The sequence below is a fragment of the Sinomonas sp. B1-1 genome, from assembly GCF_050474465.1.
GTDB classification, from domain to species: domain Bacteria; phylum Actinomycetota; class Actinomycetes; order Actinomycetales; family Micrococcaceae; genus Sinomonas; species Sinomonas flava.
On sequence record NZ_JBCHVF010000014.1, the window covers coordinates 1 to 13,796 of the forward strand.

A 13,796-nucleotide genomic window follows, 5' to 3' on the forward strand; every position below is an offset into this window, starting at 1 on the left:
GGCGACCATCGCCATCAACGGCGCTGCACAGACCTTCGCACCCGACGTTCCAGCCCAGCAGCAGGCCATCCTCGACGCCATCCACCGCCCGAACCTCACGCACTAAGCAAATGAGCCAACTCGGGTCGGACTCCCGGAGCCGGCGGCAGACGGTCCTTTGGCCTCTGGTCGGCCCTGCTGCCGCCGCTGATACTGGCCGCATGCGTGCAGACCAGCCCGTCGTGATTGACGCTCTGACCAAGAGATTCGGGCGCGCCTTGGCCCTCGACCGGGTGGGCTTCACGATAGAGCCGGGCGAGGTGTTCGGGTATCTGGGCCCCAACGGGGCGGGGAAGACCACGACCATCCGGCTCCTGCTCGGGATGATCCGCCCCACGGCGGGCAGCGCGGCCATCTTCGGCCTCGACGTGTGGGACCGGGCCATGGAGGTGCACCGCCTCGTCGGGTACGTCCCGGGGGAGCCGTCGCTCTACCCCCGGCTCACGGGCCACGAGCACATCGAGTACCTGAGCCATCTGCGCGGCCGCAAGGACCATGCGCTGGGCCGCGCACTGGCCGAGAGGCTGGGCCTGGACCTCGCCAAGCGCAGCCGCACGCTCTCCCGGGGCAACCGGCAGAAGCTCGCCATCGTGCTCGCCCTCATGTCGCAGCCGCGGCTGCTCATCCTGGACGAGCCGACCAGCGGCCTGGACCCGCTCGTGCAGAGGGAATTCCATGCCATGCTGCGCGAGCACACCGCCGGCGGCGGCAGCATCCTCCTGTCCTCCCACATCCTCGGGGAGGTCCAGCGCGTCGCCGACCGGATCGGCGTCGTGCGGGAAGGGCGGCTCGTCGCGGTGGAGAGGCTCGCGGACCTGAGCCAGAAGTCGCTGCACCACGTGAGGGCATCGTTCAGCGCAGAGGTCAGGCCGGAGGACTTCGCGGGCGTTCCCGACGTGCGAGACCTCGCCGTCGACACCCACTCCATGACCTGCAGCGCTCCCCAGTCAGCCCTCGACGCCCTCCTGAAGAGGGTCAGCGCCCACCCCGTGATCGACTTCGAGTGCGCGGAGGCCGAGCTCGACGAGATGTTCCTTACCTACTACGGAGGAGGGGCCGACCATGCTGACCAGCGTGTTCCTCAAGACGCTTCGTGACCAGCTGCGGGCACTGGCCGGCTGGGCGGTCGCGATTGCCGTCCTCGTGGCGATGTACGCGGCGATATGGCCCAGCATCCGGGACCAGCCATCCATGAACGCGTTCCTCGACCAGATGCCGGAGGCGCTCCGCAGCCTCTTCGCGATGTCGGGCGCGGACATGACGACGCCGACCGGCTACATCAAGATCGAGCTCCTGTCCTTCATGGGGCCCATCGTCGTGCTCCTGTACGCGATCGGCACGGGCGTCGCCGCCGTCGCGGGCGAGGAAGACCACCACACCCTCGAACTCCTGCTCTCAACGCCCCTCAGCCGGGCCCGGATCGTGCTGGAGAAGGCGGGGGCCATGGCCGTGGGCACCGTCTTCCTCGCAGCGACGATGGGAGCCTCGCTCATGGTCGAAGGCTCGTGGACCGGGATGGACCTCCCCGCGGACAAGGTCTTCGCGGCCATGGGCCACCTCGCACTCCTCGGGCTCGTGTTCGGCGGGCTCGGCCTGGCCCTCTCCGCGGCCACGGGGCGAGCGGGCCTGAGCAAGGGGCTCCCCGCCGCGCTTGCCGTCCTCGCGTACGTGGTGAACGGGCTCGGGGGTGTCGTCGACTGGCTCAAGCCGGTCCAGAAGTACTCGCCCCTCTACCAGTACTCGGGGCACGACCCGCTCGTGAACGGCGTGGACTGGCCGAGTGCCTGGATCGCCCTCGGGACGGCCGTGGTGCTCGTGGTGCTCGCGGTGGTCGCGTTCCGACGGCGCGACGTGGCGGTCTAGGGCTCCACGGCACTGGAGGAGCACAGGCACTCCGAATGATCAATAGTTGATGTTCTCAATGATTGAAGATAGTGTGCACTTAACGTGGGGTGGATCACATCGGGCCAACGGTGACCCGGCACCCCCGACAGGGAGCTGAGACATGTTGAAGACTGTTGCCAAGGCGCTCGCCGGAGCCGCCGTCGTCGCCGTCGCCCTCACGGGGTGCGGTTCAGGATCGCCGTCGGGGAGCGGCGGAGCCAGCCAGCAGGGCGGCGGCTCGGGTCCGCTCACGAAGGTCACGGTTGGCCTGCTGAGCATCGCGCCCTCGGCCGCAGTCCAGTACGGCGTCGAGAAGGGCTACTTCTCCCAGGAGGGCCTCGACGTCCAGTTCCAGACCGGTCAGGGCGGCGCTGCCATGCTGCCGGCCGTCTCGTCGGGCAGCATGGACTTCGCCGTGGGCAACCCGCTCTCCGTGCTCGTCGCCGCCGACAAGGGGCTCGACATGAAGATCGTCACTGGCTTCTCGAACTCGATCGCCAGCGGCAACGACATCGAGGCGGTCATCGTCAAGAAGGACTCGCCGATCCAGTCCTGGAAGGACCTCGCGGGCAAGACGGTGTCCGTCAACGCCGTCAACACGCAGGGCGACCTGACCATCATGGAGTCCGCCGCCAAGGAGGGCGCAGACCCCAAGGCCATCAAGTTCAGCGAGGTCGCGTTCCCCGACGCCCAGGCGCAGCTCGACCGGGGCAACATCGACGCGGCGTGGGTCCCCGAGCCGTTCATGAGCAAGATGCTCGGCGACCCGAACTACCGGCTCCTCGGCTACCCCTACCAGGAGGTCATCCCCGGGCTGCCCACGATGGTCTCGTTCACCTCCGGCAACTTCGCCAAGTCCAACGCGGACACCGTGCAGAAGTTCAAGAAGGCCATGCAGACCACGCTTGACGCCGTGCAGAAGGACCAGCAGGGCTTCAAGGCCTCCGCCGGCACCTTCCTCAAGATGGACGCCGCTGCCGCGCAGAAGCTGAACATGGAGGAGATGTCCGCGGAACTGCGCGAGAAGCAGCTCACCGATCTCGGCAGCCTCATGCAGAAGTACAAGTTCGTCTCCAAGCAGCCCTCGGTCGACTCCCTCCTCGTCAAGTAGCCCCGCCCGCACCCGGGGACCTGAAAGGAACGCACCCATGATGAAGCGCATCGCGACGGCAGCAGCCGCAGCGCTCACCATCCTCTCCCTCGCCGCCTGCGGCTCGGGCTCGCCCAGCGGCGGGTCGCAGACCGCCGCCGGAGGCGGAGGCGGACAGACGCAGAAGATCACGGTCGGAGTGATCCCGATCGTGGACACCGCTCCGATCTGGCTCGGCAAGTCCAAGGGCTTCTTCACCGCGGAGGGCCTCGACCTCGACATCCAGACGGCCACAGGCGGCTCGGCGATCGTGCCCGGGGTGCAGTCCGGCAGCTACGACTTCGCGTTCTCCAACCTCATCTCCGTCATGGTCGCTCGCGACAAGGGCCTCGACATGCGGTTCGTGGCCGACGGCGCGTCCTCCACCGGGGACCCCGCCAAGGAGTTCGGCGCGGTGCTCGTCAAGGCTGACTCGCCGATCAAGACCGCGAAGGACCTCGCCGGCAAGAAGGTCTCCGTCAACAACCTCGCCAACATCGGCGACACGACCATCAAGTCGGTCGTGGAGAAGGCGGGCGGGGACCCGTCGAGCGTCCAGTTCGTCGAGGTCGCCTTCCCCGACGCCCAGGCGGCGCTCGAGAAGGGCGTGGTCGACGCCGCGTGGATCCTGGACCCGTTCCGCACCGCAGGCGTCGAGGCGGGCGACCGGATCATCAGCAACAACTTCGTCGAGTTCGATCCGAAGCTCGACATCGCGGGGTACTTCACGAGCGGGGACACTGTGAAGAACAAGCCCGAGCTGGTCGGCAAGTTCACGCGCGCGATGAACAAGTCCCTCGAGTACGCGCAGGAGCACCCCCAGGAGGTCCGGGACATCGTGGGCACGTACACCAAGATCGACGCCGCGACGCGCGCGAAGATGAACCTGCCCCTGTACCGCAGCGCGTTCGACCGGGCGGCCGTGCAGAAGCTCGGCGACGCCGCGCAGAAGTACGGCACCCTCAGCAAGCCCGTGAACCTCGACGACCTCCTGCCGCGATGAGCACCGAGGCAACGCAGGCCAGCGGGCGCCCCGCGGCGTCCGTGCCGGCCCCGCGGCGCTCGAGGCCGCGGGCCGGCGGAGGGCGGCGCGGGTGGACGACGCCGGTGCTCGGCGTCGTCGGCATCCTCGCCTTCCTCGCGCTGTGGGAGCTGGCGCCGGCGAGCGGGATCATCCAAGCGAAGTACCTCCCCCCGGCCTCGGAGGTGCTGGCCGCGCTCGCGAACGACTTCGGCCTGGCGCTGTTCTGGAAGGCCGTGGCGGACACGATGTCGGCGTGGGCCGTCGGCCTCGCGATCGCCGTCGTGCTCGCCACCGTGCTGGGCCTCGTGATCGGGATGTTCCCGTTCCTGCGGCGGGCCACGAACTCGACCATCGAGTTCCTGCGCCCGATCCCGTCGGTCGCGCTCATCCCGCTCGCGGTGCTGCTGTTCGGCATCAAGATCGAGTCGACGCTCATGCTCGTCGTGTACGCGAGCTTCTGGCAGGTGCTCATCCAGGTCCTGTACGGGGTCGCGGACGTCGACACGGTGGCGATGAACACCGCGAAGAGCTACGGGTTCTCGTGGTGGCAGCGGGTGCGCGACGTCGTGTTCCCCACCGTCCTCCCGTACCTCATGACGGGCGTGCGGCTGGCCGCCTCGGTGGCGCTGATCCTGGCGATCACGGCCGAGCTCGTCATCGGTTCCCCCGGCCTCGGCCGCGAGATCGCCCTCGCACAGTCCGGCGGTGCCATCTCTGGCATGTATGCCCTCATCCTCGCCACCGGCCTGCTGGGCGTCCTCGTCAACCTCGCCGCACGGTGGGTCGAGCGGCGCGTCCTGGCCTGGCATCCGTCGATCCGCGGGGAGGTCGCGGCATGAAGATCCTCAAGGCTTTCCTCTACGGGATCGGGCTTCCGGTCCTCCTCATCGCGCTGTGGTGGGCGGCGACCTCGGGCGCCCCGAACTTCTTCGTGCCCACCCCGGGCGCGCTCGTCGAGAAGTTCCCGGCCACCTGGTTCGGGGACCGGCTCCTCACGGACGTGCTCCCCAGCATCCTGAGGCTCCTGGCGGGACTCGCCGTGGCGATCGTCCTGGGCATCGTGCTCGGCCTGCTCGTGGGCCTGAGCCCGGTGCTGCGGGCGCTCACCGAACCGGTCTTCGAGTTCTTCCGCGCCATCCCGCCGCCCGTGCTCGTTCCGGTGCTCATGCTCATCGTCGGCATCAACGACTCGATGAAGGTCGCCGTGATCGTGTCGGGCTGCGTGTGGCCGGTGCTGCTGAACACCATCGAGGGCGTCCGCGCCATCGACCCGGTGCAGAACGAGACCACCCGCTCCTACGGGATCACGGGCTTCAGCAGGGTCCGGTACCAGATCCTGCCCTCGGCCGCGCCGCAGATCTTCGCCGGTGTGCGCCAGAGCCTCTCGATCGGCCTGATCCTCATGGTGATCTCCGAGATGTTCGCATCCTCGTCCGGCCTCGGGTTCACCATCGTGCAGTTCCAGCGCTCGTTCGCGATCCCCGAGATGTGGTCCGGGATCGTGGTCCTGGGCCTCATCGGCGTGGCCATGTCGCTCATCTTCCAGTGGATCCAGCGGATCGTCCTCCGCTGGTACAACGGCCTTAAAGAGGTAGAGAATGCAGCCTGACCAGACCCAGACCGTCCCCCGCGGGCGCACCCTCCCCGAGGGCGAGGCCCTCCTCTCGGTGCGCGGCGTGAAGAAGGTCTACCACACGGACGCCGGCCCCGTCGAGGCGGTCCGAGACCTCACGTTCGACCTCGGCCACAACGAGCTCGCGTGCATCGTCGGGCCGTCCGGCTCGGGCAAGACCACCCTGCTCAAGTGCATCGCCGGCCTGCTCTCCACGACCGAGGGCGAGGTGGTCCTGGACGGGAAGAAGGTCACGGGGCCGCCCAAGAAGATGGCTGTCGTGTTCCAGGAGTACGGCCGGTCCCTGTTCCCGTGGCTGCGCGTCAAGGACAACGTGGAGCTCCCGCTCAAGAACGCCGGCGTCCCGAAGGCCGAGCGGGAGAAGCTCGTCAGCCAGGCCCTCGAGGCCGTGGGCCTCGCGCACGTCCCGCGGTCGTACCCCTGGCAGCTCTCGGGCGGCATGCAGCAGCGCGTGGCCATCGCGCGTGCGGTCGCGTACCAGCCCGAGGTGCTCCTCATGGACGAGCCCTTCGCAGCAGTCGACGCCCAGACCCGTGCCGACCTCGAGGACCTCATCCGGCGCATCTGGAAGGACCTCGGCGTCACCGTCCTGTTCGTCACCCACGACATCGACGAGTCGGTGTACCTGGGCCAGCGCGTGATCATCCTCTCGTCCTCGCCGACGGTGGTGCAGGAGGACCTCGTGATCGACCTGCCCGCCGAGCGCGACCAGCTCGAGACCCGTGCCCTGCCGCGCTTCACCGAGCTCCGGCACCACGTGTACGAGCAGATCCAGCTGGCGAAGCAGGGACACCGTCCCGACGCGAGGTGACGCCCGGGGCGACGGCCGGTGCGCTGGACCCGGGACAGCAGGCTCAGGCGAGCCGGTCCACGACACGCGCCAGCATGCGCCGGCCCTCCTCCTCGAACGCGGGCTCGCCGACGTCGTGGGCCCACACGATCGTTCCGAGCGACTGCAGGATGTTGTCGAGGCGCCATGAGCCCGGCTCCTGGGCCGGGTCGCGGCCGTAGCCGGCGTAGAACGCCGCCCGCAGCCGGGCGGCGTCGTGCGTCCCCGGCCGGTCCGGCTCGAACCACTGGTGTTCGAGCCGGACGAGGTCGGTGACCCAGGGCCGGTACCCGGCGCGGCCCCAGTCGATGACTGACACTCTCCCGCCGGCGGACGGATCGCCGTCGACGAGCCAGTTGCGCGGCGTGTAGTCGCCGTGGGTCGCGTACAGGCGCCGCGGCTCCGGCCTGTGCGCGTGCGCCGCGCGCTCGACGGCGCGCAGATGGGCGGCCGGGGCCAGGCCTCTGGCGCGGGTGAGGAAGTCGCCGACCTTGTTCAGCGCGGCGGGGTCATAGCTAGCCGTCTTCTCGCCGGGCACGTGGACGAGCGAGAGGAGCTGGCCGGCCTGGCGGAACGCCTCCTCGGACCGCTCGTGCGCACTCCCTTCGACGATGCGGCCGGGCAGCCACGTCGTGGCGAGGACGCCCGCGCGGGTGTCGGCGTGGAGGAGCCGGGACGCCCGCGGCGGGTCGAGCGAGGCGAGCGGCGCCGTCATCCGGCGGTGCGCCCGGACTTCCCGCTGGATGTGGTGGCCGGTCTCGGACGCCTTCACGACGACGGTCCCGCGCGCCGTCCGCACGCGCAGGACGTGGATGCCCTGGACCCCCCACGAGAGGTCCTCGAGCACGTCCCAGGCCCCGAACCATGCCTCGAGGAGGGCGATCTGCCCGGCGTTCAGGGGCGTGGAATCGGTCACCCTCCCACGGTACTGTCCCCCGCCGGGCGGGTCCGGATATGGGACTTTGGCACTCGGTTAAGGGGTGCTGGGCGGGCTCGAAAGGGGAAAGTGCCCGGAAAACCGCGGAAACACGCGGGTTTCTGCTGGCGTCACGACTCTCAACTGGTAAGTTGCGGTAACAGCAGGCCCCGGGCGAAAGCCGCGCGGGGACTGGCACGAACAATCCACACGTCCAGGAGGACACATGGCTAAGAACCGCAGCGAGCTGGTTGCAGAGGTTGCTGGCAAGACCAGCCTGAGCCAGACCGCCGTCAACGGTGTGCTCGACGCACTGTTCGAGGTCTTCGAGACCTCCGTCGCGAACGGTGAGAAGGTCAGCATCCCGGGCTGGCTCGCCGTCGAGCGCACCGAGCGTGCCGCCCGCACCGGCCGCAACCCCCAGACCGGCGCCGCCATCGAGATCCCGGCCGGCTACAGCGTCAAGCTCACCGCGGGCTCGAAGCTCAAGGCCGCAGCGTCCGGCAAGTAAGGCTTTTCCCTTCTCAGGGGGCGGCGGGAGACACCGCTGCCCCCTGAGGGCGTTAAGGCCCCCACCCGGTGGTGGAGATCCGTCCCGGGCCGGTGGGGGAGAATGGACAGGTGCCTCGTTCTGCTCTTCCCGTCCGTCCGCCCGCCCACGACACCGCCACGGGCGGACCCGTGCGCGGCTGGGCGATCGGAGCCGGCGTCGCGGTGCTGGTGGCGCTCGCTGCAGGGCTCCTGTTCTCCGGGGCGGCCGATCCGCGCCAGGTGCTCGACCCGGGCGCCCTCGTCCGGTGGGGCCTCCCCGTCGCGAAGGCGGTGCTCAACGTCTCCCTCGCGCTGGTGATCGGAGGGATCACCTTCGCCGTGGGCGTCCTGCCCCGCTACCCCTCGCGACGGCGTACCGACCACGGGCACGACGACGCCGATGAGCACCCGGCCTTCACGCGGTCCCTCCGCATCGCCACCGCGGGCGCCATCGTGTGGACGATCAGCGCGATCGCCGTCCTCGTCCTGACCCACTCGGACCTCGTGGGGCAGCCCCTCTCCGGCAGCGCCGACTACACCAAGCAACTGGTCTTCTTCATGACCGATCTGGACGTCGGGCGCGCCTGGCTCAGCATGGTGATCATCGCGGCAGTCGTGGCGACCCTCCTGTTCGCGGTCCGATCGCTCACGGGCCTTGCCCTCACCGGGCTCCTCGCTCTCGGGGGCCTCGTCCCGCTCGCGCTGATCGGGCACTCTGCCAGCGCCGGCGACCACGAGGGCGCCATCAACTCCCTCGGCCTGCACCTCGTCGGTGCCTCGCTCTGGCTCGGAGGCGTCGGCGTCCTGGCCCTGCTCGGACGGACCCTCGCCGGCGGTGCGGACCGCCCGGGTTCCGCGGCCGACGGGAGTGGAGGACGCGCCGTCGTGCGTGCCACCGACGCGACCGAGGCCGCGCTGCGGCGGTTCTCCGCGCTCGCGCTGTTCGCATTCCTGCTCGTCGTGGCGTCCGGCGTCATCAACGCCCTGATCCGGCTCCCGAACCTCGGCGACCTGGTCGGGTCCGCGTACGGGCAGCTGATCCTCGTCAAGACGGCCCTCGCCCTCGTGCTCGGCGGGATCGGCTTCATGCACCGCCAGTGGGTCATCCCGCAGCTGGGCCGCGGGGCGTCGGCGCGCCGGGTGCTGTGGCAGCTCATCGGCGTCGAGCTGGCCGTGATGGGCGCGGTGTCCGGGGTCGCGGTCGCACTGTCGCGCTCCGCGCCGCCCGAGCCGACGACCTATGCCCCGGACGCCTCGCCGGCCTTCATCCTCACCGGCTACGAGCTCCCGCCCGAGCTCACCCCGGCACGCTGGCTGACCGAGTGGCGCGCCGACTGGCTCTGGGTCGCCGTCGCACTGTTCGGCGCCGTCACGTACGCGCTCGGGATCGTCAAGGTGGTGCGGCGTGGGGACTCGTGGCCGTGGGCGCGGGCCCTGACGTGGTTCGTGGGGCTTGCCGCGCTCACCTACATCACGAGCGGGCCGCCGGCCGTGTACGGGCGCGTGCTGTTCTCCGCGCACATGGTGGACCACATGATGCTCACGATGGTCGCGCCGATCTTCCTCGTGCTCGGGTCCCCGATCACGCTCGCGCTCAAGGCGCTCACGCCCCGCGGCGACGGCAGCCGCGGGCTGCGCGAGTGGATCCTCGTGTTCGTGCACTCCAAGTGGTCGCAGCTCGTGACGCACCCGCTCTTCGCCGCCGCGAACTTCGCCGGGTCGATCATCCTGTTCTACTACTCGGACATCTTCGGGTACGCCATGCGCGACCACGTGGGCCACGAGCTCATGAACTTGCACTTCACGCTCACGGGGTACATCTTCGTGCTGACGATGATCGGCTCTGACCCGCTCCCGCGCCGCGCCCCGTACCCGCTGCGGCTCCTGCTGCTGTTCGCGACCATGGCGTTCCACGCCTTCTTCGGGGTGGCCATCATGGGCTCCGACATCCTGCTCGAGCCCGGGTACTTCGGCAATCTCGGGCGGACGTGGGGGCCCTCCGCGATCGCCGACCAGCAGGCCGGCGGCGCCGTGGCCTGGGGCATCGGCGAGATCCCGACGCTCTTCGTGGCCATCGGGGTGGCGGTCATGTGGTCCACCGCGGACGCCCGGGAGACGCGGCGCCGCGACCGCGCCGCGGACCGCGACCACGAGGCCGAGCTCGAGGCGTACAACGCGATGTTCTCGCGCCTCAACGAGCGCGACCGCTCCCGGGGGCAGTAGGCGACCTCCCCGCCGAGGTCACCGGGTGTGGTGCCGAGGTCACCGGGTGTGGCGTCGAGGTCACCGGGTGTGGCGCCGAATCGGCGTCGGGGGGGTGACCTCGGGCGCATAGGGGGTGACCTCGGCGTCGGTGGGGGTGACTTCGGGCGCATAGGGGGTGACCTCGGCGTCGGTGGGGGGTGACCTCGGCGTCGGTGGGGGTGACTTCGGGAGCATACGGGGTGACCTCGGGCCCGCACGGGGTGACTTCGGCGTGTGGGTGCCGGCGACGCGCGGCGTAACGTGGGGAAGAAAGCCCGGGATAATGGGGTTGCCCCTATCGGCCCCGTTCCACCATGCATGAGGAGTGCCCGTGACCGCAGAATCCACTGAGGACCAGCACAGCGCCGGAACCCTGCGCGCTGACTCCGTGCGCACCGCCCGTCGCGTCCGCGCGAGCGAGCTCGGCGGCCGGGCCTGGCTCAACACCGGCGGCAAGGAGCTGGACCTCGCGGCGCTGCGGGGCAAGATCGTGCTCCTCGACTTCTGGACCTTCTGCTGCATCAACTGCCTCCACGTCCTCGACGAGCTTCGCCCGCTCGAGGAGAAGTACAGCGACGTCCTGGTCACCGTCGGCGTGCACTCGCCCAAGTTCGAGCACGAGGCGGACCCGGTGGCGCTCGCGGCTGCAGTGGAGCGCTACGAGATCCACCACCCGGTCCTCGACGACCCGGAGCTGCTCACCTGGCAGGCGTACACGGCGCGCGCGTGGCCGACCCTCGTCGTCGTCGACCCCGAGGGCTACATCGTCGCGCACCTGTCCGGGGAGGGCCACGGCGGCGGCCTCGGCGTGCTGGTCGAGGAACTCGTGGCCGAGCACGAGGCCAAGGGCACGCTCCACCGCGGCGACGGCCCGTACGTCGCACCCGAGCCCACCGCGGGCACGCTCCGCTTCCCCGGCCAGGCAGTGCCGCTGCCCAACGGCAACTACCTCGTCGCCGACACCGGCCACCACCGCCTCGTCGAGCTGCGCCCGGACCTCACCACGGTCGAGCGGGTCATCGGCTCCGGCACGAAGGGGCACCTCGACGGCCAGGCCGAGGTCGCCCAGTTCAACGAGCCGCAGGGCATCGCCGTCCTGCCGGCGTCGGTCGCGTGGCAGACCGGCTACGAGGCCATCGTCGCGGACACGGTCAACCACCGGCTCCGCGGCGTGACCCTCAGCTCCGGCTATGTGCAGACCCTCGCCGGGAACGGCGTCCAGCGGCTCCTCGACGCGGGCCCCGCCCGGGTGGACGGCGACGGCGCGGGCACGTGGGCCAAGGCCGGGAAGGACGACGCCGGTGCTCCCGCCACCGCGGCGGCCGGCTCGCCGTCGGACGGTTCAGGGGCACCCCATGACGTGTACGCCGGCGACGCCGAGGACATCGGCTACCTCGGGCACGGCACCGGTGTCTCGCTCTCCTCGCCATGGGACGTCGTGTGGAGCGAGAAGCTCGGCAAGGCGGTCGTGGCGATGGCCGGCACGCACCAGATCTTCACGTTCGACCCCCTCACCAACGAGGTCGCGATCCTCGCCGGCTCGGGCCTCGAAGGACTCCTCGACGGCTCCGGGCCGCAGTCGTGGTTCGCGCAGCCGTCCGGGCTCGCCGTCGACCCCACCGGGGACCTCTGGGTCGCCGACTCCGAGACGTCCGCCCTGCGCCGCCTGCGCCTCGGCGCATCGGGGCGGAACGGGGACGTTGTCGTCGAGACGGCCGTGGGCAAGGGGCTCTTCGACTTCGGCTTCCGCGACGGCGACTCGGACACCGCCCGCCTCCAGCATCCGCTCGGCGTGACGGTCCTTCCCGACGGATCGGTCGCCATCGCCGACACGTACAACGGCGCCGTGCGCCGGTACGAGCCCGCGACCGGCGCGGTCTCCACGCTCGCGAGGGGACTCGCGGAGCCCGCGGACGTGGTCGTCGTCGTGCCCGAGGAGGGCGAGCCGCTGCTGCTGGTGACGGAGACGAACCGGCACGAGCTGGTCCTCGTGCCGCTTCCGAAGGAGGCGCAGCAGGTCGACGAGGGCGAGCGCCAGACCCAGCGCCCCCGCACCGCCGTCGCCGCCGGCCCACTCGACCTGAAGGTGCGCTTCGCCGCTCCGACTGGGCAGAAGCTCGACGACCGGTGGGGCGACCCGACCCAGCTGAAGGTGTCCTCGACCCCGCCCGAGCTGCTGCTCGGCGGCACCGGGACGTCGCAGGGCCTCGCGCGCACGCTCGAGCTCAACCCCGCGATCGCCGAGGGCGTCCTGCACATCACGGCCCGTGCCGCGGCCTGCGACGGTGCGCCCGGCGAGGACATCCCGGACCACGCCGCCTGCCACCTGTACCAGCAGGACTGGGGCATCCCGGTGGTGCTCCAGGACGGGGCGGACTCGGCCCTCACGCTGGACCTCCGCGGCATGGACTGACGCGGGAGGTGACCTCCAGGAGGTGACCCCCAGAGGGTGACCTCCGGGAGGTGACCCCCAGGAGGTGACCCCCAGAAGGTGCCCCTCAGAGGGGCGGCTGCGTGACTGGGCTACTTGAACTGGGGCGTGACCGTGATGGCCGTGTCGGTGACGTCGAGGCGGGCCGAGAACTCGTAGCCGAGCTCCTCGTCGAGGGGCTGGCGCGCGCCCGTGAAGAGGTTGATCTGGGTGGCCTTGAGCCGCGCCGTGCCGGTCAGCGGGGCCACGACCCAGTGGCCCTCGAACGGCTCGACGGACACCATAGGGTACGTCTCGACGCTCCACTGGATGGTTCCGTCCTGGATGCGGCTGTTCGTGGCCAGGGCGAAGGGGCAGTCCGGCTGGAGCCGCTGCTGCTGCGTGGCCGTGCGGGCGCACTCGTCCAGGTAGCCGCGCACCTTGGTCTCGATCGACTCGACGAGCTGCGGCGTCGCCTTGGTCGCAAGGCTCATGGCCGGCGTCCCGCTCGTGCCGCTCACCACGACGGCGCTCGGCTCGGCGGCGAACTGCTCGCCCGGGAGCGATCCCACGTACGAGCCGGGGTAGAAGACGGGAAACGCGTTGGCTCCGCCGGGCATGTTCACGGCCACGCCGTTCACGGTGGCCCGCGCGGAGTTCACCACGGTCGCCTGGAGCGTGGGGAGCGTGCCGCGGACCATCTGCCAGCGGGGGAAGAACAGCCAGTCGGTGCCCGTCCGCTCGAGCCGGAAGGTGCTGTCGTGCCGGCCGCCGTCCACGGTGTAGTGGACGGTCACGGAGGCGTGGTCATCGTCGGACTCGGTGGTCTCGAACGCGAGGTCCTGCACCCGGCTCATCGAGTCGCGCAGCGGCGTCCCGTCGAGGAGCGCCGGGCTGCCGGGCGGGACCTGGGCGCGGAGGACGCCCAGGGCGCGGGCGCCGTCGCCGGCCTGGAGCGCGGCGACGTAGCTTCGCACGGGCTGCTCGGGCCCGGAGACCGTGGACTTCACCGTCCGCACGGCCACGACCGAGCCCACAATCGCCACCACGAGGGCCAGCAGCCATGCGGCGGCGACCCTGAGGAGGGCGGGACTCTTCTGCACTCGCCCCAGCCTACCAACGCGGGCGGGGCCGACGAACGCGGGGGCGGGACCGCG

Annotated in this window: 12 protein-coding genes; 10 read left to right on the forward strand and 2 right to left on the reverse strand. The window is 70.5% G+C overall.

All coding sequences use genetic code 11. The features are described 5' to 3' along the window. Positions 1-200 precede the first annotated feature (200 nt). From ACQ5BE_RS16560 to ACQ5BE_RS16590, 7 genes are all read left to right on the forward strand, one after another. Complete coding sequence (locus ACQ5BE_RS16560) at positions 201-1,136, forward strand: ABC transporter ATP-binding protein (RefSeq protein WP_430298086.1); 936 nt, start codon at positions 201-203, stop codon at positions 1,134-1,136. After that, positions 1,102-1,902 (forward strand): ABC transporter permease subunit, encoded by an 801-nt coding sequence (locus tag ACQ5BE_RS16565; protein ID WP_430298087.1) that lies wholly within the window; start codon positions 1,102-1,104, stop codon positions 1,900-1,902. Before ACQ5BE_RS16560 ends, ACQ5BE_RS16565 begins: the two co-directional genes overlap by 35 nt. A 142-nt stretch (positions 1,903-2,044) precedes the next feature. Next, entirely contained in the window at positions 2,045-3,034 is a 990-nt protein-coding gene (locus ACQ5BE_RS16570; RefSeq protein WP_430298088.1) for an ABC transporter substrate-binding protein, read from the forward strand. Between the two features lie 37 nt (positions 3,035-3,071). Next, on the forward strand, positions 3,072-4,055 hold the full coding sequence (locus tag ACQ5BE_RS16575) for an ABC transporter substrate-binding protein (RefSeq protein ID WP_430298089.1): 984 nt from the start codon (positions 3,072-3,074) through the stop codon (positions 4,053-4,055). Continuing rightward, entirely contained in the window at positions 4,052-4,915 is an 864-nt protein-coding gene (locus tag ACQ5BE_RS16580; RefSeq protein ID WP_430298090.1) for an ABC transporter permease, read from the forward strand. The genes ACQ5BE_RS16575 and ACQ5BE_RS16580 overlap by 4 nt, the downstream gene beginning before the upstream one ends. Then, positions 4,912-5,685, forward strand: coding sequence for an ABC transporter permease (locus ACQ5BE_RS16585; protein WP_344299252.1), 774 nt, complete (start codon positions 4,912-4,914; stop codon positions 5,683-5,685). Before ACQ5BE_RS16580 ends, ACQ5BE_RS16585 begins: the two co-directional genes overlap by 4 nt. Next, positions 5,675-6,520: an ABC transporter ATP-binding protein gene (locus ACQ5BE_RS16590; protein ID WP_430298091.1), complete on the forward strand. Its 846-nt coding sequence runs from the start codon at positions 5,675-5,677 to the stop codon at positions 6,518-6,520. Before ACQ5BE_RS16585 ends, ACQ5BE_RS16590 begins: the two co-directional genes overlap by 11 nt. Before the next feature lie 43 nt (positions 6,521-6,563). Here ACQ5BE_RS16590 and ACQ5BE_RS16595 read toward each other — a convergent pair whose 3' ends face one another. Continuing rightward, a complete protein-coding gene (locus ACQ5BE_RS16595) occupies positions 6,564-7,454 on the reverse strand; it encodes an aminoglycoside phosphotransferase family protein (RefSeq protein WP_430298092.1) in 891 nt (296 codons plus the stop codon). Positions 7,455-7,680: 226 nt separating this feature from the next. On the opposite strand from ACQ5BE_RS16595, the gene ACQ5BE_RS16600 reads away from it, so the two are divergent. The 3 genes from ACQ5BE_RS16600 to ACQ5BE_RS16610 all read left to right on the forward strand — a co-directional run bounded on the left by ACQ5BE_RS16600 (position 7,681) and on the right by ACQ5BE_RS16610 (position 12,642). Beyond that, positions 7,681-7,965: an HU family DNA-binding protein gene (locus ACQ5BE_RS16600; RefSeq protein ID WP_208710531.1), complete on the forward strand. Its 285-nt coding sequence runs from the start codon at positions 7,681-7,683 to the stop codon at positions 7,963-7,965. Between the two features lie 110 nt (positions 7,966-8,075). Then, positions 8,076-10,208, forward strand: coding sequence for a cytochrome c oxidase assembly protein (locus tag ACQ5BE_RS16605; RefSeq protein WP_430298093.1), 2,133 nt, complete (start codon positions 8,076-8,078; stop codon positions 10,206-10,208). Positions 10,209-10,560: 352 nt separating this feature from the next. After that, positions 10,561-12,642 carry an NHL domain-containing thioredoxin family protein gene (locus tag ACQ5BE_RS16610; protein ID WP_430298094.1) on the forward strand — a complete coding sequence of 694 codons (2,082 nt, stop codon included), beginning with the start codon at positions 10,561-10,563 and terminating at the stop codon, positions 12,640-12,642. Positions 12,643-12,752: 110 nt separating this feature from the next. On the opposite strand, the gene ACQ5BE_RS16615 is transcribed toward ACQ5BE_RS16610, so the two are convergent. Further along, positions 12,753-13,742: a hypothetical protein gene (locus ACQ5BE_RS16615; RefSeq protein ID WP_430298095.1), complete on the reverse strand. Its 990-nt coding sequence runs from the start codon at positions 13,740-13,742 to the stop codon at positions 12,753-12,755. Positions 13,743-13,796 lie beyond the last annotated feature (54 nt).

Bases quoted from the DNA above. Each gene is read 5' to 3' on its own strand.
- ACQ5BE_RS16560 (WP_430298086.1), top strand. From the start codon at position 201: ATGCGTGCAGACCAGCCCGTCGTGATTGACGCTCTGACCAAGAGATTC.
- ACQ5BE_RS16565 (WP_430298087.1), top strand. From the start codon at position 1,102: ATGCTGACCAGCGTGTTCCTCAAGACGCTTCGTGACCAGCTGCGGGCA.
- ACQ5BE_RS16570 (WP_430298088.1), top strand. From the start codon at position 2,045: ATGTTGAAGACTGTTGCCAAGGCGCTCGCCGGAGCCGCCGTCGTCGCC.
- ACQ5BE_RS16575 (WP_430298089.1), top strand. From the start codon at position 3,072: ATGATGAAGCGCATCGCGACGGCAGCAGCCGCAGCGCTCACCATCCTC.
- ACQ5BE_RS16580 (WP_430298090.1), top strand. From the start codon at position 4,052: ATGAGCACCGAGGCAACGCAGGCCAGCGGGCGCCCCGCGGCGTCCGTG.
- ACQ5BE_RS16585 (WP_344299252.1), top strand. From the start codon at position 4,912: ATGAAGATCCTCAAGGCTTTCCTCTACGGGATCGGGCTTCCGGTCCTC.
- ACQ5BE_RS16590 (WP_430298091.1), top strand. From the start codon at position 5,675: ATGCAGCCTGACCAGACCCAGACCGTCCCCCGCGGGCGCACCCTCCCC.
- ACQ5BE_RS16600 (WP_208710531.1), top strand. From the start codon at position 7,681: ATGGCTAAGAACCGCAGCGAGCTGGTTGCAGAGGTTGCTGGCAAGACC.